Raw genomic sequence first — 19,227 nt, 5'->3', positions numbered from 1 at the left:
GCTTCTTGACCCGATTGCCGATCACTTGCCAGGGTTGGACTGAACCGGAGATTATAGGGTGGTTCAGGTCCGCAGGCAAGGCGCTTGCAGCTGCGCCAAAGAAAAAGGCGACCCGCAGGCCGCCTCATCGCGCAACAGGCTGCGACGGCTTAGCCGCCGCGGCGCATCATGTCAAAGAATTCGACATTGTTCTTGGTCGCGCGCATCTTGTCGAGGATGAACTCCATCGCCTCGATCTCGTCCATCGAGTACAGCAGCTTGCGCAGGATCCAGATCTTCTGCAGCTGGTCCGGCTTGATCAGCAGTTCTTCGCGGCGGGTGCCCGACTTGTTCAGGTTGATCGCCGGGTAGACGCGCTTCTCGGCCAGGCGGCGCTCGAGGTGCACTTCCATGTTGCCGGTGCCCTTGAATTCCTCGTAGATCACGTCGTCCATGCGCGAACCGGTCTCGATCAGGGCGGTGGCGACGATGGTCAGCGAGCCGCCTTCCTCGACGTTACGCGCGGCGCCGAAGAAACGCTTCGGACGCTGCAGGGCGTTGGCGTCGACACCGCCGGTCAGCACCTTGCCCGAAGCCGGGATCACGGTGTTGTAGGCACGCGCCAGGCGGGTGATCGAGTCCAGCAGGATCACGACATCCTTCTTCATCTCGACCAGGCGCTTGGCCTTTTCCAGCACCATCTCGGCGACCTGCACGTGGCGGGTGGCCGGTTCGTCGAAGGTCGAGGCGACCACTTCGCCGCGCACCGATCGCTGCATCTCGGTCACTTCTTCCGGACGCTCGTCGATCAAGAGGACGATCAGGGTCACGTCCGGGTGGTTGGCGGTGATCGCGTGCGCGATGTGCTGCAGCATGACCGACTTGCCCGACTTCGGCGAGGCCACCAGCAGGCCGCGCTGGCCCTTGCCGATCGGCGAGATCAGGTCGACGATACGGCCGGTGATGTTCTCGGCGCCGTTCATGTCGCGCTCGAGGCGCAGCGGTTCGTTCGGGTGCAGCGGCGTCAGGTTTTCGAACAGGATGCGGTGCTTCGAGGCTTCCGGCGACTCGCCGTTGACCTTGTCCACCTTCACCAGCGCGAAGTAGCGCTCGCCGTCCTTCGGCGTACGCACTTCGCCTTCGATCGAGTCACCCGTATGCAAGTTGAACCGGCGGATCTGCGACGGCGAGATGTAGATGTCGTCGGTCGAGGCCATGTAGCTGGCGTCCGGCGAGCGCAGGAAGCCGAAGCCGTCCGGCAGGACTTCGAGGGCGCCGTCGCCGAAGATCTGTTCGCCCTGCTTGGCGCGCTTCTTCAGGATCGCGAACATCAGTTCCTGTTTGCGCAGGCGGGCTGCGTTGTCGATGTCGAGGCCGATGGCCATCTCCAGCAGCGCGGAGACGTGCATTGCCTTCAGTTCAGATAAATGCATGTTTGTGTGGGTGTCCCGTGACGGGAAAGTATGGTAGGGGAGGGAACTACGAGGTTAAATTTAAAAACTGCGAAGCGGGAAGCACCGGAGCCGGTTCGCTTCACGACATGACGGCAGCGCGGGCGCGCTGCCGTCGCCTATGGTAACAGTATCAGATATTGCTGTCGATAAACTGAACCAGCTGGCCCTTGGCCATGGCGCCGACTTTCTGTGCAGCGGCAGCGCCATTCTTGAACAGGATCAGGGTCGGGATGCCGCGGATGCCGAACTGGGCCGGGACGGCCTGGTTGGCGTCGACGTCGACCTTGGCCACCACCAGCTTGCCTGCGTACTGCTGGGCAACTTCTTCCAGAATCGGTGCAATCATCTTGCACGGGCCGCACCACTCAGCCCAGAAATCGACCAGGACCGGGAGCTCGGACTTGAGCACTTCGGCATCGAAGCTTGCATCGGTGATGTGTTTAATGTTTTCGCTCATTATGTTCCTCAAAAGAGGTAAGGATCAATTAACGCCTGTGGCCAGTAGTGCCAAACCTGCGTAGTCCTGGCCGCGTTCCGCGTACTGCTAATTGAATAACTAGCTGCTACACAATGGTGGAGGCACTGCGTGCAAAATTCAATATGGAAAGGCGGCTAGGAGGTGTCAGGCGGGGATGTGCCGAATAATACCCCATTTTTTCAGAAAGTGTGGGTCGCTTTGTACAAAATCTCAACATTGCACCGCGCGCCGCAGCTGCTCGATCGCCAGCGGCTTGCGGAAGGCGCCCGCCACCTGCAAGCCGAGGGCGCGTGCCAGCTCGCTGGCCGCATCGCGCACGCCGTCTTCCATGCCCGTCACTAGAATCACCCGGCCGTTGAAGCCCTGGTCGGCCGCGGCCTGCAGGAACTCGATGCCGTCCATGTCGGGCATCGCCAGGTCGCAGACCAGCAGCTCGGGCGCATGGCGCGGCAGGGCCACCAGTGCGCGCCGCGCGTCGTCCTCGGCGTGAACGTCGAAGGGGCCGCCGCCGCCACCCTTGTCGAGCATGTCGAACATGTCGCGCAGCACCGCGAGCATGAAGCGGTCATCGTCGAGCAGCAGCACGCGCCGGGGCGCGGCCTGCGGTGCGGGCGAGGAAGGGGGCTTCATGCAGGCTGGTCAAGATCGGGTCGAAGGAGGCCATTATGAAGAAGTTTCCTGGTTCCGTGAAGATATTGAACACCTTTCGCACGCAGCTGGCCTCAAACGCTGCCGGTAAAGCGCGCCAAGTGGCCTGGATGCCACATCGTGGCCACCGAGGCGACCCGCCCGCCCGAGGTGGTGCGGCGCTGTAGCACCAGGCAGGGCAGCCCCGCATCGATTCCCAGCAGGACGGCGATCCCGGCCGGCGCCGGCTGCGCTTCGATGGCATAGGTAGCGCCCTGCAGCGGCGCGGCCGCCATCAGGTGTTCGTTCGGCGTGATGCTGCTGAAGTCCTGGTCCAGGTAGCTCGGCGCGCAGGCCGGGTTGACCCAGCGGTCTTCGACCTGGATCGGCAGGTCGTTCTCGAAATGGACGATGACCGAGTGGTACAGCGCGGCGCCCGGAGCCAGCTCGAATTCGGCGGCCAGTTCCTCGGTGGCGGTATCTTCGCCGAGCAGGCGCAGATCGCTGCGGTGGGCGCGGCCGCGGGCACGGATCTCGTCGGCGATGTTGCGGATCTCGACCAGCGTCGCCTGGTACTTCTGCGGCGCCACGTAGGTGCCCGAACCCTGGCGCCGCACCAGGATCTGCTCGGCGGTCAGCTCGCGCACCGCGCGGTTGACGGTCATGCGCGAGACGCCGAACTGGCGCACCAGCGCCTGCTCGGACGGCACCAGGTCGCCTTCTTTCCAGCGGCCCGACGCGATTTCGGCAACCAGGTAATCCTTGATTCGCTGGAAAATAGGGGTGCTGTCTTGCGCGATCGATTCTTCCAAACTACTCTCCGGGAAGGCATGGGCGGCAGTCTGCCGCGACACCAAATTCTAGCATCGCCGTCAAATGCAATTTGAAAGCAAGCCGCGGAGTGCCTTGCGGCCGGCGCTTCGTTACGCTGGGCGCATCTTTACCTGGAGGAGGACGTCATCATGACCGCCATGAGCAGCCTGTTCGATACCGACGAGGCGCGCTGGGCCGCCGTGCAGCGCCGCGACCGCGACGCCGACGGCCGGTTCTACTATTCCGTGCGCAGCACCGGCGTGTACTGCCGCCCCTCCTGCCCGTCGCGGGTGGCGCTGCGCGCCAACGTCGCCTTCCACGCCAGCTGCGCCGACGCCGAAGCGGCCGGCTTTCGCGCCTGCCTGCGCTGCAAGCCGGCGCAGGCGCCGCTCGCGGAGCGCCAGGCCGCTGCGGTGGCGCAGGCCTGCCGCCTGATCGACGAGGCGGAACTGTCCCCCGACCTGGACAGCCTGGCGCAGGCCGCCGGCATGAGCCGCTTTCATTTCCACCGCATCTTCAAGGCGCATACCGGCATCACGCCGAAAGCCTACGCGGCGGCGCGCCGCACCGCGCGCCTGCAACAGGGACTGGCGGCCGCGCCGAGCGTGACCGACGCGCTGTACCAGGCCGGCTTCGGCTCGAGCGGCCGCTTCTACGAAGCCAGCGCCGCGGCGCTCGGCATGACGCCGGGCCGCTACCGCGCCGGCGGGCAGGGCGAGACCATCCGCTTCGCGCTTGCCGGCTGTTCGCTCGGCGCGATCCTGGTGGCGAGCACCGCGAAAGGCATCTGCGCGATCCTGATCGGCGACGAGCCGGAGCCGCTGCTGCACGACCTGCAGGCGCGCTTCCCGCGGGCCGAACTGGTCGGGGCGGAGCCCGGCTTCGAACGCACGGTGGCGCAGGTGCTGGCCTTGGTAGAGGCGCCGCGCCTGGGGCTCGACCTGCCGCTCGACGTGCGCGGCACCGCCTTCCAGCGCCGCGTCTGGGAAGCGCTGCGCGCCGTTCCGGCCGGCGCCACGGTCAGCTACAGCGAACTGGCCGAGCGCCTCGGCATGCCGAACGCCGCCCGTGCCGTGGCGGGCGCCTGCGCCGCCAATCCGGTGGCGGTGGCGATTCCCTGCCACCGCGTGGTCCGCACCGACGGCGCGCTGTCCGGCTACCGCTGGGGGATCGAACGCAAGCGCACCCTGCTCGAGCGCGAGGCCGGTCAATGACGCCGATCGACTGGGAGCGCGTGGCCGCCGAACTCGACGCCTTCGGTTGCGCCGTGATTCCGGGGCTGCTGGCGCCGCAGGACTGCGTGGCCGCCGGCGCGCTGTACGACCGGCCCGTGCTGTTCCGCAGCCGGGTCGTGATGCAGCAGCACGGCTTCGGCAGGGGCGAGTACCAGTATTTTGCGTACCCGTTGCCGGCGCCGCTGGCGGCGCTACGCACCGCCCTGTATCCGCCGCTGGCCGCCATCGCCAACCGCTGGAACGCGCTGCTGGGCATCGAGTCGCGCTTCCCGGACGAGCACGCGGACTACCTGGCGCGCTGCCATGCCGCCGGCCAGCGCCAGCCCACGCCGCTGCTGCTGCGCTACCGCGAGGGCGACTACAACTGCCTGCACCAGGATCTGTACGGCGAGCTGGTGTTCCCGCTGCAGGTGGCGGTGCTGCTGTCCCGGCCCGGTGAGGATTTCGACGGCGGCGAATTGGTCTTGACGGAGCAGCGCCCGCGCATGCAGTCGCGGGCCGAGGTGGTGCCCCTTGGCCAGGGCGACGCGGTCGTGTTCGCGGTCAACCAGCGGCCGGTACAGGGTACCCGCGGCGTCTACCGGGTGGCGATGCGCCATGGCGTGAGCCGGCTGCGGCGCGGCACGCGGCATACCCTGGGGATCATCTTCCACGACGCCGGCTGAGTTTCCGTCCGGCGCTATGCCCCTTCCTTGAATTTCTATACACTCTCCGTGCCGCGCCCACGAAGCGCGGTCACCCATATAAAACGGAGAATAGAAAGCATGCGCGTGCGCCAGATCCCCCTGTGTTCATTGATCGTCCTCGCCGGCCTCGGCGTCCTCTCGTCGGCCCATGCCGACACCGTCATCACCAACGCCAACGGCTATACCCTCAATGCCAAGGGCGAGCTGGTGCAGTTCAGCGCACTGGCTTTCGACGATAAAGGGCGCATCACGGCTGTCGGCAGCGATGCCGAGGTGGCAGCCAGGGTGAAAGCTGCGCGCCAGGTCGACATGGGTGGCCGCACCGTGCTGCCGGGCCTGATCGACGCGCACGGCCACGTATTCGGCTTGGGCCAGCAGCTGACCCAGCTCGACCTGTCCGGCACCACCTCGCTGGCCGGCGCCACGCAGGCGATCGCCGCCTATGCCAAGGCGAATGCGAACCACGCCTGGATCCGCGGCCGCGGCTGGAACCAGGAAAACTGGAAGCTGGGCCGCTTCCCGACCGCCGCCGAACTCGATGCCGCGGTCTCCGACCGCCCGGTCTGGCTGGAACGCGTCGACGGCCACGCCGGCTGGGCCAACAGCCGTACGCTGGCGCTGGCCGGCATCACCAAATCGACGCCCGACCCGGCCGGCGGCAAAATCATGCGCGACGCGAGCGGCGAGGCCACCGGCGTGCTGGTCGACGCGGCCCAGGAGCTGGTGACCAAAGTCATGCCGGCCCAGACCGAGCTCGAGGCCCGCACGGTGCTCGACCGCTCGCTGCAAGAGCTGGCGCGGGTCGGCCTGACCGCCGTGCACGACGCCGGCATCGGCGTGGGCGAAGACCGCCTGTACCGCGATTACGCCGACAAGAACAAGCTCACCGCGCGCGTGTACGCCATGATCGGCGGCACCGGCGAGGATTTCGACCAGTTGGCAAAGAACGGCCCGCTCAAGGATTATGCCGACGGCATGTACGCGCTGCGCGCGGTCAAGCTTTATTCGGACGGTGCGCTGGGCAGCCGCGGCGCCGCGCTCATCAAGCCCTACAGCGACGAGCCGCATTCGCACGGCCTGCTGTTCTTCAAAGCCGCGCAGATGGATGCGATGATGACCAAGGCCATGCGCAAGGGCTACCAGGTCAATGTGCACGCCATCGGCGACGCCGGCAACAAGCAGATCCTGGACATCTACCAGAAGGAACTGAAAGCGACCAAGAGCGAAGCACAGCGCCACCGCATCGAGCACGCCCAGGTCGTGGCGCCGCAGGACATCCCGCGCTTCAAGACCCTGGGCATCATCCCGTCGATGCAGCCGACCCACGCCACCTCGGACAAGAACATGGCCGAGACCCGCGTCGGCCCGGAGCGCATCAAGGGCGCCTACGCCTGGCGTACTTTCCTGCACCAGGGCTCGCGCATCGCCTGCGGTTCGGACTTCCCGGTGGAGTCGCCGAATCCCTTCTTCGGCATCCACGCCGCCGTCACCCGCATGGACCACGCCGGCCAGCCGGTGGCGGGCTGGTACCCGAACCAGGCGATGTCGCTGAAAGAGGCCTTCCGCTGCTTCACCCTGGACGCCGCCTACGCCGGCCACCAGGAAAACAGCCTGGGTTCGCTGGAGCCGGGCAAGCATGCCGACTTCATCGTGATCGACCGCGACCTGTTCCGCATGCCGACCTACGACATCTTCAAGACCGGCGTGCTGGAAACCTGGGTGGGTGGGAAGCAGGTATTCAAGAAGTAATCCGAGGATATCGTAGGGTGGGCGGCTTTGCCGCCCACGCGTTCAAACAGTGGGTGAGTAGAAGTGGTGTGACGATTCATGTGATTGTTGAACGCGCGGACGTTTGTAATTCCGGGCATTGCCCGAAATTACCTCGTCCACCCTACAACGGCATCAAGTGCAACGATAAATGTAGTTGACGTGGTTGTATAGACAACCTAGACTCATCGCTGATTCCAACCCAGGAGCCGCCATGAATTCACCGATGCCCCCCGACCCTCGTTTCGATCCCTCGCGCGTGATCCGCGCCCCGCGCGGCAGCGAACTGTCGTGCAAGAGCTGGCTTACCGAAGCCGCCTACCGCATGATCCAGAACAACCTCGACGCCGAGGTCGCGGAAAACCCGCAGGCGCTGGTCGTCTACGGCGGCATCGGGCGCGCCGCCCGCAACTGGGAATGCTACGACCAGATCCTCGCCTCGCTGCGCGCGCTGGAAGACGACCAGACCCTGCTGATCCAGTCGGGCAAGCCGGTGGGCGTGTTCCGCACCCATGCGGATGCGCCGCGCGTGCTGCTGGCGAACTCCAACCTGGTGCCCAAGTGGGCCAACTGGGAACACTTCAATGAACTCGACCGCAAGGGCCTGTTCATGTATGGCCAGATGACCGCCGGCAGCTGGATCTACATCGGCACCCAGGGCATCGTGCAGGGCACCTACGAGACCTTCGCCGAAGCCGGCCGCCAGCACTTCGGCGGCGACATGGCGGGCCGCTGGATCCTGACGGCCGGCCTGGGCGGCATGGGCGGCGCCCAACCGCTGGCCGCGAGCTTTGCCGGTGCGGTCTCGCTCAACATCGAATGCCAGCAGAGCAGCATCGACTTCCGCCTGCGCACCCGCTACCTCGACAAGCAGGCGAAGGACATCGACGAAGCGCTGGCGATGGTCAAGGAAGCCACCCAAAAGCGCGAAGCCGTCTCGATCGGCCTGCTCGGCAATGCGGCCGAGGTGCTGCCCGAGCTGGTACGGCGTGCACGCGCCGGCGGCATGGTGCCCGACCTGGTCACCGACCAGACCTCGGCCCACGACCTGATCAACGGCTACCTGCCCTCGGGCTGGACGGTCGAGGAGTGGAAGGCCGCCCAGCAGGACCCGGCCCGGCACGCCCGCCTGAAAGCGGCGGCCGCCGCATCCTGCGCGGTGCACGTGCGCGCCATCCTCGACTTCAAGGCCCTGGGCGCCCACGCCGTCGACTATGGCAACAACATCCGCCAGGTGGCCAAGGACGAGGGCGTCGAGGATGCCTTCGACTTCCCGGGCTTTGTGCCGGCCTACATCCGTCCCCAGTTCTGCGAGGGCCGCGGCCCGTTCCGCTGGGTGGCGCTGTCGGGCGACCCCGAGGACATCTATAAAACCGACGCCAAGATCAAGGAGCTGTTCCCGCAGCATGCGCGGGTGCACCGCTGGCTCGACATGGCGCGCGAACGCATCGCCTTCCAGGGCCTGCCGGCGCGCATCTGCTGGCTCGGCCTGGGCGAGCGTCACCTGGCCGGCCTGGCCTTCAACGAGATGGTACGCACGGGCGAGCTGAAAGCGCCGATCGTGATCGGACGCGACCACCTCGATACCGGCTCGGTGGCGAGCCCGAACCGCGAGACCGAGGCCATGCGCGACGGCACCGACGCGGTGTCCGACTGGCCGCTGCTGAATGCCCTGCTGAACACTGCAGGCGGCGCCACCTGGGTCTCGCTGCACCATGGCGGCGGGGTCGGCATGGGCTATTCGCAGCACTCGGGCGTGGTGATCGTGGCCGACGGCACCGAGGCGGCAGCGCAGCGCCTGGCGCGCGTGCTGGTCAACGACAGCGGCTCGGGCGTGATGCGCCATGCCGACGCCGGCTACGACAGCGCCATCGAGACGGCCAAGCGCAACGGCCTGATTCTTCCGATGATCAAATAAAGTACAAGCACCATGAGCGACGCACACCACCATCTCACCCTGCAACCCGGCCAGCTGGCGCTGGCCGACCTGCGTGCCGTCTGGGCCGCGCACGTGCCCCTGAGCCTGGCGCCCGAGGCCTGGAAGGCCGTCGAGGCCTCCTGCGCCCTGGTCGAGCGGATCACCGCCAAGGGCGACCCGGCCTATGGCATCAACACCGGTTTCGGCATCCTGGCCAAGGCCCACATCCCGAACGAGCAGCTGGAAGCGCTGCAGCGCAACCTGATCCTGTCGCACGCGGTCGGCACCGGAACGCTCATCGCCGACAACATCGTGCGCCTGATCCTGCTGACCAAGATCGGCAGCCTGGCGCGCGGCTATTCCGGCGTGCGCCCCCTGATCGTCGAGACCCTGATCGCCCTGTACAACGCCGGCATCATGCCGGCGATTCCCTCGCAGGGCTCGGTCGGCGCCTCGGGCGACCTGGCGCCGCTGGCCCACATGACCCTGGCCATGCTGGGCGTGGGGCCGGTGCGCTATCGCGGTGAACTGATGGACGCGAAGCAGGCGCTGGGCGCGGCCGGCATCGAGCCGGTGACCCTGGCCGCCAAGGAAGGCCTGGCCCTGATCAACGGCACCCAGGTCTCGACCGCGCTGGCGCTGCACGGCCTGTTCATGGCCGAGCGTGTGCTGGAGGCGGGCATGGTGGCCGGCGCGCTGTCGGTCGACGCCGCACGCGGCAGCGACGCGCCCTTCGATGCGCGCATCCATGCGGTGCGCGGCCAGCCCGGCCAGATCGCGGCGGCCCACATCTATCGCGAGCTGATGGCGGGCAGCGCCATCCGTGCTTCGCACCTGGTGGGCGACGAGCGCGTGCAAGACCCGTACAGCCTGCGCTGTCAGCCGCAGGTGATGGGCGCGGCGATGGACCTGATCGGCAATGCCGGCCGCACCCTGCTGATCGAGGCGAATGCCGTGACCGACAATCCCTTGCTGTTTGCTGCGCCGGATGTCGCCGGAGGCGGCGACATCCTCTCGGGCGGCAACTTCCATGCCGAGCCGGTCGCCTTTGCCGCCGACACGCTGGCGCTGGCCATCGCCGAGGTCGGCGCTCTGTCCGAGCGCCGCATCGCGCTGCTGATCGACGCCAACCTGTCCGGCCTGCCGGCCTTCCTGGTCAAGGAACCCGGCCTGAATTCGGGCTTCATGATCGCCCACGTCACCGCGGCCGCGCTGGCCTCGGAGAACAAGTCACTGGCCCATCCGGCCAGCGTCGACAGCTTGCCGACCTCGGCCAACCAGGAAGACCACGTCAGCATGGCCACCTTCGCGGCGCGCCGTCTCGACCAGATGGCGCACAATACGTCCGTGATCGTGGGCATCGAACTGCTGGCGGCGGCGCAGGGCATCGAGTTCCACCGTCCGCTGAAGAGTTCCGGGCACCTCGAGCACGTGCATGCCCAGCTGCGCGCGCGGGTGGCGCCGTACGACGCCGACCGCTTCTTCGCCCCGGACATCGAGGCCGCGCGCCTGATGGTCGTGAACGGCGAGCTGTCGGCATCGGTCAAGGAACTGTTCACGGTACTGCATCCATAAACATCAATCAGGAGAGGCAATGGATTTCCGGTTCAAGGCAGGCAGGCTCCCCATGCTCGTGTCGATGCCCCATGCGGGCACCGACATTCCGGACGAGGTCGCAGGCACCCTGGCGCCCTGCGCCACGGCGCGCGCCGACACCGACTGGCACCTGCCCGAACTCTACGGCTTCCTGGAAGAGATGGGGGTGTCGACCATCTCGGCGCGCTGGTCGCGCTACCTCATCGACCTGAACCGGCCGCCGGAAGACACCAACCTGTATCCGGGCCTGGACACCACGGGGCTGTGCCCGGTCGATACGTTTGGGCGCGAAAGCCTCTACCTGCCCGGCATGCAGCCTTCCGGCGCGGAAGTGCGGCGCCGCCTTGAGCGTTACTGGACGCCCTACCACGCGCAGTTGCGCACCGAGCTCGAACGCCTGAAGCGGCAGTTCGGCCGCGTGGTGCTGTGGGATGCGCACTCGATCGCTTCCGTCGTTCCACGCTTCTTCGAGGGCCGCCTGCCGGACCTGAACTTCGGCACCGCCGACGGCAAGTCCTGCGACCCCGGCCTGGAAGGCGCGGTAGTGGGTATCGCACGCGCCCAGGACCGCTTCAGCATCGCGCTCAATGGCCGCTTCAAGGGCGGCCACATTACCCGCCAGTACGGCCAGCCCGGCCAGGACGTGCACGCGATCCAGCTCGAGATGTGCCAGTGCCTGTACATGAACGAAGCGCCGCCCTTCGAATACCGTCCCGAGGTCGCGGCCCGGGTCCAGCCGCTGCTGAAGGACATGATCGGCGCGGCCGCGGCATGGGCAAGCGAGCGGGTGCGCGCATGAGAGCCCTGTTCGCGCGCCATGCATTGCTGCCCGAGGGCTGGCGGCGCGACGTGCTGCTCGAATGGGATGCGCAGGGCGACCTGACCCGCGTCGAGGCACAGGCCGCGCCGCCCCTGGGGGTAGCGCGCGCCGACTACGTCATCCCCGGCATGGTCAACCTGCACTCGCACGCCTTCCAGCGCGCGCTGGGCGGGCTCACCGAGCGTGCGGCGGATGGTCCGGACTGCGGTCCCGACAGCTTCTGGACCTGGCGCGACCTGATGTACCGCTTCGCGGCGCGCATCACTCCCGACCAGATCGAGGCCGTCGCCGCCCAGCTGTTCGTCGAATGCCTGCGCCACGGCTACACCTCGCTGTGCGAATTCCACTACCTGCAGCGCGGCCCCGATGGCGAATCCTATGCGCGGCCGGCCGAAACCGCCGAGCGCGTCGCCGCCGCCGGCCAGGCCACCGGCATGGGCCTGACCCTGCTGCCGGTGCTGTACAGCCACGCCGGCTTCGGCGAACAGCCGCTACGCCCCGAGCAGCGGCGCTTTCGCACGGGCGTCGACGATATCCTCGGCATCGTCGAGGCGCTCCAGCCGCTGCGCGGCGGCCAGCTCGAAGTCGGCGCCGCGCCGCATTCGCTGCGCGCGGCCACCATCGGGCAGATGCGCGAACTGGTTTCCAGCCTGCCGGCCGGGCGTCCGCTGCACATCCACATCGCCGAGCAGCAGGCTGAAATCGAGCAGAGCATCGCGTTCTCGGGCCGCCGCCCGGTCGAATACCTGATGGAGCAGGTCGAGGTGGACGGGCGCTGGTGCCTGGTGCACGCGACCCACCTGAACGACGAGGAAATCCAGGCGATCGCGCGCAGCGGCGCGGTCGCCGGCCTGTGCCCGACCACCGAGGCCAACCTGGGCGACGGCCTGTTCCCGCTGCAGCGCTTCATCGCGCTTGGCGGGCGTTTCGGCATCGGCAGCGACAGCCATGTGTCGCAAAGCCCGGTCGAGGAACTGCGCTGGCTGGAGTATGGCCAGCGCCTGGCGCACCAGCGCCGCAACATCGCGTTCACCGAAGGGCAGCGCGATGTCGGCCAGTACCTGTGGCAGGCCGCCCTGCGCGGCGGCGCACAGGCGGCGGGGCGCAAGGTGGGGGCGCTGGCGGAAGGCCTGCGCGCCGACCTGCTGGTGCTGGATGGCGGCCATCCGAACCTGGACGGCGTGCCCGACACCGATGTCCTCGGCCGCTTCCTGTTCTGCGGTAACGACAACCTGGTACGCGAGGTGCTGTGCGGCGGGCGCTGGGTGGTGCAGGACGGGCGCCACGTGGCGCAGGACGCGGTCAGGCAACGCTATCGCCAGGCCATGATTGAATTGCGCAAATCTAGTGAGGTGGGCCCATGACCGTACTGATCCCGTTTGCAGGACTGTCGCCGGTGCCGTGGAAGAACGGCACCGGCAGCACGACCGAAATCGCCATCGGGCCGCCGGATGCCGGCTTCGAGGATTTCGAATGGCGCGTGAGCCTGGCCACCATCGAAAAGGATGGCGCGTTCTCGCTGTTCCCGGGCGTGGACCGCACCCTGGCCCTGGTCGACGGCCACGGCATGACGCTCGAGATCGACGGCGAGCCGACCATGGTGACCGAGACCGAGCCGGTGGTGGCCTTCGACGGCGCCTCGAACGTGATCGCAAAGCTCAGCCGCGGCGCCAGCACCGACTTCAACGTCATGACGCGCAGCGAGCGCTGCTACCACACCTTCGGGCGCCGCCGGCTGGCCGGCGACTCCACCGTGTCTTCTACATTCGTGGCGCGCGCCGATGTGACCGTGCTGTTCCTGGCCGAGGGCGATTCCCTCGAACTGCGCAACGAAGAAGAGCGTATCGGCCTGGTGCGCTACGACGCGGTGGTGCTGGAGGCCGGCTCGACCTGGAAGCTGGACGCGGGGCGCGGCAGCATCTACATCGTGGACGTCTGGTACCACGACGAAGAAGACGAGGACGAAGCATCCTATGAATGACGTGGCGGACCTGTTGTTCACCAACGTGCACCTGGCCACGATGGCGCCTGGCGCCGCCGATGGCTATGGCGAGATGCGCGATGCCGCGCTGGCCGTGAAGGATGGCCGCATCGCCTGGCTCGGCGCGCGCCGCGACGCGCCGCCGGCGCGCCTTGAGCACGACTGCGGCGGCGCCTGGATGACGCCGGGCCTGGTCGACTGCCATACCCACATCGTCCACGCCGGCAACCGCAGCCACGAGTGGGAAGCGCGCCTGAACGGCGCCACCTACGAGGATATCGCGCGCCAGGGTGGCGGCATCATGTCGACGGTGCGCGCCACCCGCGCGGCCAGCGTCGATGCTTTGCTGGCGCAAAGCCTGCCGCGCGTGGCCAGGCTGCTCTCGGAAGGCGTCACGACGCTGGAGATCAAGTCCGGCTACGGGCTGGAGCTGGAAGCCGAGTCGCGCATGCTGCGCGCCGCGCGCGAGGTCGCGGCGCGCCTGCCGGTGCGGGTCGCCACCACCTTTTTGGGCGCCCATGCGCTGCCGCCGGAATTCGCCGGCCGTCCGGACGCCTATGTCGACGAGCTGTGCCAGCGCATGCTGCCGCAGCTGGCCCGTGAAGGCCTGGTCGATGCGGTGGACGCTTTCTGCGAAACGATCGGCTTCACCCATGCGCAGACCGCGCGCGTGTTCGACGCGGCGCGTGAACTCGGCCTGCCGGTCAAGCTGCATGCCGAGCAGCTGTCGGACCAGCAGGGCGCCGAACTCGTGGCGCGCCATGGCGGGCTGTCGGCCGACCACCTCGAATACCTGAGCCAGGCGGGCGTCGACGCGATGGCGCGTGCCGGCACGGTGGCCGTGCTGCTCCCGGGCGCCTACTACTTCCTGCGCGAGACGGTGCAGCCGCCGATTGCCGCGCTGCGTGCGGCGAAGGTCCCGATGGCCGTCGCCACCGACTGCAACCCGGGCACTTCGCCGATGACCTCGCTGCTGCTGGCCATGAACATGGCCTGCACCCTGTGGCGCCTGACGCCGCAGGAAGCGCTGCAGGGCGCAAGCAGCCATGCCGCGCGTGCGCTCGGCCTGCACGGCGAGATCGGCACGCTGGAAACCGGAAAACGGGCCGACCTGGCCCTGTGGGAGATCGCGCGGCCGGCCGACCTGGCGTATGCCATCGGCGCGAATCCCTGCCGCACGGTCGTCAACGACGGCGTGGTGCGGGCTGCGCACGTCGCATTCTGAAGCGGATACGGTGCAGATTAGGCGCGGATGAGGCGTATCCGCGACGCTTCATCCCCTGCACATCTACTTGATTTGACTCGCGTCAAACCGAAAAATTCGAACTCGGGAATGATCACTTCAACGGCAAGAAAAACAGCTCGGTAACAAGCGTAAGCAGATGTAAGGCTTAATTGATCATTAAGAATCCACACCTATAGTAGAAACGTGTGATTCACCATCTCCCCTCCCCATTTGACGAAAATGGGTTCGCCCACGGCGCCTCCCGGCCCCGTGGGTTTTTCTTTGCGCGCTCGTTTGGCTCAGGCGCGGCGCTCGGCCAGTGCGTCGAGGGTGTCGCCGGTGAGGCGGCAGATGCGCCAGTCGGGCAGGATCTCCGCGCCCATCTGCTTGTAGAAGCCGATCGCCGGCTCGTTCCAGTCCAGCACCGACCACTCGAAGCGGCCGCAGTTGCGCTCGACCGCGATTTGCGCGAGGCGGGTCAGCATCTGCGTGCCATAGCCCTTGCCGCGGTGCGACTGGCGCACGTACAGGTCCTCGAGGTAGAGGCCCTTCTTGGTGAGGAAGGTCGAGAAGTTATGGAAGAACAGCGCGAAGCAGACCACTTCGCCGTCTTCCTCGCCCATGATGGCTTCGCAGGACGGGCGCTCGCCGAACAGGCCTTCGTGCAGCAGGTCTTCGGTGGCTACCACCAGGTGTTCGAGTTTCTCGAACACGGCCAGCTCCAGGATCATGGAATGGATGTGCGCGACGTCGGTGGGCTGGGCAGGACGGATGGAGAAAGTGGTCATGGCGTTTCGAGTGGATTGTTCAGGTTTGCGGATACGACTTTGTTGGCCGCCGGCGCGCGCAGGGCCCAGGCCACGCTGGCCAGGCACAGGATCATGCCGGCGAATTCGACCGGGCCGGGACGGTAGCCTTCGAGCTTGATCGACAGCAGCACCGACAGCACCGGCGTGATGACGCCGATGTACACGGTCTTCTGCGCGCCGATACGCCCGATGAGGGTGAAGTAGGCGAAGAAGGCGATCACCGAGCCGAAGATCGACAGGTAGACCAGCCCGCCCCAGTAGGTCGGGCTGGCGGGCAGCACGAAGCGGTCGCCGTGCGCCAGCGACCACACGGTCACCATCGATGCGCCCCACAGCATCGACCAGGCCATGGTCAGCGGCAGGTTGGCGCATTCTTCCTTCACCTTGGTGACCACGATGCTGCCGGCCGAACTGGCGATGGTGGCGGCCAGCGCCAGGATCACGCCGGCGATGAAGGCGGGGCTGCCGCCCTGCTGGAAATCGCGCCACGCGGCGCCGATCGAATGCCAGAACAGCAGGGCGACGCCGGCGATCGCGACCACGCCGCAGGCGATGGTGCGGCGGTTGATGGCGGTGCCGAAGAACAGGCTGCTGAGCAGCGGCGTCCAGAACACCATCAGCGCGAACATCACCGCCACCAGGCCCGAGACCACGTATTGCTCGGATTGATAGGTGCACAGGTAGGAGATGCAGAAGGTGAGCACGCCCTGCAGCGCCATCCAGCCGTGGGTGCGCAACGGCAGCCGCAGGCTGTCGCGCCGCACCAGGCAGATCGCAAACAGCGTGGCCGCGGCCAGGAAGAAGCGGTAGGCGACCGAGACGGCGGGCGGCGCTTCGCCCAGTTGCAGGGTGATGGCGAAGAAGGTCGACCCCCAGATCAGGGCGGCGACGGTAAACAGGACGGAAGAGGGCATCGCGCGAGTATACGTTCTCCCGGGCATTTGTGCATGGCGGGTCGTAGGGTGGGCGGGTCTCCCGCCCGCGCGTTCAAATCACGTTTGAATGGACGCGCCGTGATTGCGCATACGGTACTTGAACGCGCGGACGGCGAAGCCGTCCACCCTACTAGTAAGCGAGGTTCAGGCGGCGGTACAGGAAAGACAGCACGAACAGCGGCCCAATGAGCAAAAAGCGCAGATCGTCGAAGAACGAGGGCTTCCTGCCTTCGATCTTGTGGCCGATGAACTGGCCGATCCAGGCCACCACGAAGACCGCGATCGACACCGGCAGCACCGTCATGTCGGGCATCAGGGCCAGCACGCCCAGCATGACGGCGCTCATCGCACCCATGCCGATGGCGAAGCCGTGCGACAGCCTGGCGTAGTAGTAGAGCGAGGCCAGCGTGGCGGCGACGGCCACCAGCGGATGGATCGCCCACAGGATGCCCAGCAGGCTCAGGACGATCAACGGGATGCACACGAAGTGGATGATCTCGTTGGTGTGGTGGCGGTGGCTTTCGGCGTAGCGCGCCAGCAGGAGGTCGATGTCGCGTGTTTGGGAACGGTGGTCCATGGCTGTCTCCGGCGTTTTTGTTTGCGACGATTCTACACCGTCCGCGCCTGGCTTTCGGCCGCCGGCAGCCCCGCCCGCGGGGCCTGCAGGCGCAGGTTCGGATGCGCCGCGAACAGCTCCGAGATCCATTCGACGAACACGCGCACCTTGGCCGACAGGTGGCGGTTCTGCGGGTACACCACGTGCACCGGCAGCGGGTCGATGCTCCACTCGGGCAGCACGCGCAGCATGCGCCCGGCTGCGATGTGCTGCAGCAGCAGGTAGTCCGTCATGTTGATGATGCCGAGGCCCGCCAGGCCCGCGTGCACGTAGGCGTTCGAATCGTTGAGCGCGATGGCGCCGGGCAGGGTGACCTCGATGCGCTCGCCGTCGCGGGTGAAATCCCACTGGGAGATCTTGCCGGTCTTGGCAGAGAAGTAGTTCACGCAGCGGTGGCGCTCCATGTCGCGCGGGTGCTGCGGCATCCCGAAGCGCTCGATGTAGCTGGGCGCGGCGGCGGTGACGAAGTTGATCACGCCGATGCGGCGCGCGATCAGGTTCGGGTCGAACAGCTCGCCGCCGCGCACCGCGCAGTCGACCCCTTCCTCGACCAGGTCGACCGGCCGGTCGGTGCTGCCCAGTTCCAGCGTGATGTCCGGGTAGCGCTCGAAGAAGGCGGGCAGGGCGGGGATCAGGATTTCCGAGGCCAGGCCGGTGGGCGTGTCGATGCGCAGGCGTCCGCTCGGGCTCAGGCGGTGGCGCGACAGCGATTCCTCGGCGTCGCGCACGTCCGACAGGATCTGCACGCAACGCTCGTAATACGCGGCGCCGTCCGAGGTGATCATCACCTGGCGGGTCGTGCGGTGCAGCAGCTTGACCGCCAGCGTGGCCTCGAGCGTCTGCACCAGCGTCGAGACGGTCGCCTTGGGCAGGTTCAGCATCTCGGCAGCCTTGGTGAAACTGCCGCAGTCGACGACATGGATGAATACTTCCATGGCCTGGAGCTTGTTCATGGACCGGTCCTTGTATTGCTTGTCTGTTCGATTGTTCGGTAATCTGAACAATCAATTCGTTATTGCCATCTTTATCTGATTGTAGTCCATGGCTATAGTGTGTGCATCGCAACATAAAGTAAAGACATACACGAAGCTGGCCATGAGCATGCGGGACGGAATCTTCACCACGGTAGCAGTTGCCCTGAGCGGGGTAGCGCTGGCAGGCTTGCTGGGGACCGACGCCTATTCGCAGGCGGCCGGCGCGGAAGCGCGCGGCCTGAAGGCGCTCTCGATGCAGGTCGAGATGCGCTGCGATGCATGCCCGCAAGGCAAGGCCGACCGCTGGGCCGTGGCGCCCGAAGGAGGCAAGCGATGAGCGCGGTGGTGGAATTGCAACAGACCGCCATCGCGGTGGACGTGCGCGAGTTGGAAGCTGCCGGGGCCCAGGGAGCGCTGGCCGCGCGCCTGTACACCGCCGGCAAGTCGGCAAGCACCCCGGCCAAGCGCGACACCCTGATCGTGTTCTTCCATGGCGGCGGCTTCGTTTCGGGCGACATGGAGGAAGCGGACGAGTTCCTGCGCCACCTGGCTCAATGCAATGAAGAGCGCGCGGTGCTCGCCTCGAACTACACGCTGGCCACCGTCAGCCCGTTCCCGGCCGCGGTGGAAGATGCGCACGCGGTGCTGTTGTGGACCACGAAGAACAAGGCGAAGCTCGGCTGGTCCGGCAAGAAGCTGGTGGTGATGGGCATCGAGGCCGGCGCCAACCTGGCCGCGGTCTGCGCCCTGATGGCGCGCGACCGCGCCGCCCCCAGGCTGGCCGGCCAGATCCTGATCATGCCGATGCTCGATCCGGGCCTGTCGACCTGTTCGATGCGCCAGATGAACGAGTGCCCGGACCGCGAAAAAGTCACCAGCGACTGCGCCGCCGCCTACCGCGGCTACCTGCCGCACGCCGCCGACCGCGCGCATCCGTACGCCTCGCCCTTGCGCTCGAGCCGGCTGAAGAACCTGCCGCCGGCCCTGATCCTCTCGGCCGAGGACGACCCATTGTGCGACGAGGCCGAACAATACGGCGCCAAACTGATCAATGCCGGCGTGCGCACCACGGTGCGGCGCATGCCGCCGGCGCCCCTGCAAGACCCGGACGGGCGCAACGAATGTGCATGCAAGGTGCACGCGCTCGCGGAAATCGCCACCTTCCTTGCGGGGCTGGAGCGCTGACCGCCCAGCACCGGCACCCACCGTCACTGCCTTCCGAACACCACCGTGCCACGCGCATGGGGGAGGCCCCGTTTTTCCCAAAAGCCGTCGCCGAGGCGACGTGAGGGACCGTCTTCGAAAGAGGTGAGT

General features: G+C 67.0%; 19 protein-coding genes. 11 read left to right on the top strand and 8 right to left on the bottom strand.

Features of this window, described 5'->3' with window-relative positions; genetic code table 11:
* Positions 1-149 precede the first annotated feature (149 nt).
* The 4 genes from rho to hutC all read right to left on the bottom strand — a co-directional run bounded on the left by rho (position 150) and on the right by hutC (position 3,350).
* Positions 150-1,412 (bottom strand): transcription termination factor Rho, encoded by a 1,263-nt coding sequence (rho, locus tag IM543_21645; protein QOY94073.1) that lies wholly within the window; start codon positions 1,410-1,412, stop codon positions 150-152.
* A gap of 151 nt (positions 1,413-1,563) precedes the next feature.
* Positions 1,564-1,890 (bottom strand): thioredoxin TrxA, encoded by a 327-nt coding sequence (gene trxA / locus IM543_21640; GenBank protein QOY94072.1) that lies wholly within the window; start codon positions 1,888-1,890, stop codon positions 1,564-1,566.
* Positions 1,891-2,121: 231 nt separating this feature from the next.
* Positions 2,122-2,541: a response regulator gene (locus IM543_21635; protein ID QOY94071.1), complete on the bottom strand. Its 420-nt coding sequence runs from the start codon at positions 2,539-2,541 to the stop codon at positions 2,122-2,124.
* Between the two features lie 92 nt (positions 2,542-2,633).
* On the bottom strand, positions 2,634-3,350 hold the full coding sequence (gene hutC, locus IM543_21630) for a histidine utilization repressor (GenBank protein ID QOY94070.1): 717 nt from the start codon (positions 3,348-3,350) through the stop codon (positions 2,634-2,636).
* A gap of 159 nt (positions 3,351-3,509) precedes the next feature.
* Here hutC and ada point away from each other — a divergent pair, with 159 nt between their 5' ends.
* The 9 genes from ada (at position 3,510) to IM543_21585 (ending at position 14,579) form a co-directional block, all read left to right on the top strand.
* Positions 3,510-4,565 (top strand): bifunctional DNA-binding transcriptional regulator/O6-methylguanine-DNA methyltransferase Ada, encoded by a 1,056-nt coding sequence (ada, locus tag IM543_21625; GenBank protein ID QOY96802.1) that lies wholly within the window; start codon positions 3,510-3,512, stop codon positions 4,563-4,565.
* Positions 4,562-5,251 (top strand): 2OG-Fe(II) oxygenase, encoded by a 690-nt coding sequence (locus IM543_21620; protein QOY94069.1) that lies wholly within the window; start codon positions 4,562-4,564, stop codon positions 5,249-5,251. The genes ada and IM543_21620 overlap by 4 nt, the downstream gene beginning before the upstream one ends.
* A gap of 99 nt (positions 5,252-5,350) precedes the next feature.
* Positions 5,351-7,021 (top strand): amidohydrolase, encoded by a 1,671-nt coding sequence (locus tag IM543_21615; GenBank protein ID QOY94068.1) that lies wholly within the window; start codon positions 5,351-5,353, stop codon positions 7,019-7,021.
* A gap of 232 nt (positions 7,022-7,253) precedes the next feature.
* Positions 7,254-8,957: a urocanate hydratase gene (locus IM543_21610; protein ID QOY94067.1), complete on the top strand. Its 1,704-nt coding sequence runs from the start codon at positions 7,254-7,256 to the stop codon at positions 8,955-8,957.
* Positions 8,958-8,969: 12 nt separating this feature from the next.
* Complete coding sequence (gene hutH / locus IM543_21605; protein QOY94066.1) at positions 8,970-10,532, top strand: histidine ammonia-lyase; 1,563 nt, start codon at positions 8,970-8,972, stop codon at positions 10,530-10,532.
* A 19-nt stretch (positions 10,533-10,551) separates the two neighbouring features.
* Positions 10,552-11,352 carry an N-formylglutamate deformylase gene (gene hutG, locus IM543_21600; protein ID QOY94065.1) on the top strand — a complete coding sequence of 267 codons (801 nt, stop codon included), beginning with the start codon at positions 10,552-10,554 and terminating at the stop codon, positions 11,350-11,352.
* Positions 11,349-12,737, top strand: coding sequence for a formimidoylglutamate deiminase (locus IM543_21595; GenBank protein ID QOY94064.1), 1,389 nt, complete (start codon positions 11,349-11,351; stop codon positions 12,735-12,737). The genes hutG and IM543_21595 overlap by 4 nt, the downstream gene beginning before the upstream one ends.
* Positions 12,734-13,354, top strand: coding sequence for a HutD family protein (locus IM543_21590; GenBank protein QOY94063.1), 621 nt, complete (start codon positions 12,734-12,736; stop codon positions 13,352-13,354). Before IM543_21595 ends, IM543_21590 begins: the two co-directional genes overlap by 4 nt.
* A complete protein-coding gene (locus IM543_21585) occupies positions 13,347-14,579 on the top strand; it encodes an imidazolonepropionase (GenBank protein ID QOY94062.1) in 1,233 nt (410 codons plus the stop codon). The genes IM543_21590 and IM543_21585 overlap by 8 nt, the downstream gene beginning before the upstream one ends.
* Before the next feature lie 299 nt (positions 14,580-14,878).
* Here IM543_21585 and IM543_21580 read toward each other — a convergent pair whose 3' ends face one another.
* The 4 genes from IM543_21580 to IM543_21565 form a co-directional block, all read right to left on the bottom strand.
* A complete protein-coding gene (locus IM543_21580; protein QOY94061.1) occupies positions 14,879-15,367 on the bottom strand; it encodes a GNAT family N-acetyltransferase in 489 nt (162 codons plus the stop codon).
* Positions 15,364-16,302, bottom strand: coding sequence for an EamA family transporter (locus tag IM543_21575; protein ID QOY94060.1), 939 nt, complete (start codon positions 16,300-16,302; stop codon positions 15,364-15,366). Before IM543_21575 ends, IM543_21580 begins: the two co-directional genes overlap by 4 nt.
* A 151-nt stretch (positions 16,303-16,453) precedes the next feature.
* Positions 16,454-16,900, bottom strand: a complete 447-nt coding sequence (locus IM543_21570; protein ID QOY94059.1) for a DUF962 domain-containing protein — start codon at positions 16,898-16,900, stop codon at positions 16,454-16,456.
* A gap of 32 nt (positions 16,901-16,932) precedes the next feature.
* Positions 16,933-17,892 (bottom strand): LysR family transcriptional regulator, encoded by a 960-nt coding sequence (locus IM543_21565; protein QOY94058.1) that lies wholly within the window; start codon positions 17,890-17,892, stop codon positions 16,933-16,935.
* Between the two features lie 142 nt (positions 17,893-18,034).
* Here IM543_21565 and IM543_21560 point away from each other — a divergent pair, with 142 nt between their 5' ends.
* Positions 18,035-18,250, top strand: a complete 216-nt coding sequence (locus IM543_21560) for a hypothetical protein (protein ID QOY96840.1) — start codon at positions 18,035-18,037, stop codon at positions 18,248-18,250.
* A complete protein-coding gene (locus IM543_21555) occupies positions 18,247-19,098 on the top strand; it encodes an alpha/beta hydrolase (GenBank protein ID QOY94057.1) in 852 nt (283 codons plus the stop codon). Before IM543_21560 ends, IM543_21555 begins: the two co-directional genes overlap by 4 nt.
* The last annotated feature ends 129 nt before the right edge of the window (positions 19,099-19,227 follow it).

It is taken from the genome of Massilia sp. UMI-21, from assembly GCA_015277795.1.
GTDB lineage: Bacteria > Pseudomonadota > Gammaproteobacteria > Burkholderiales > Burkholderiaceae_D > Telluria.
The sequence above is the reverse complement of the archived record's forward strand: the minus strand, read 5'-3'. Positions and strand labels throughout refer to the sequence as shown.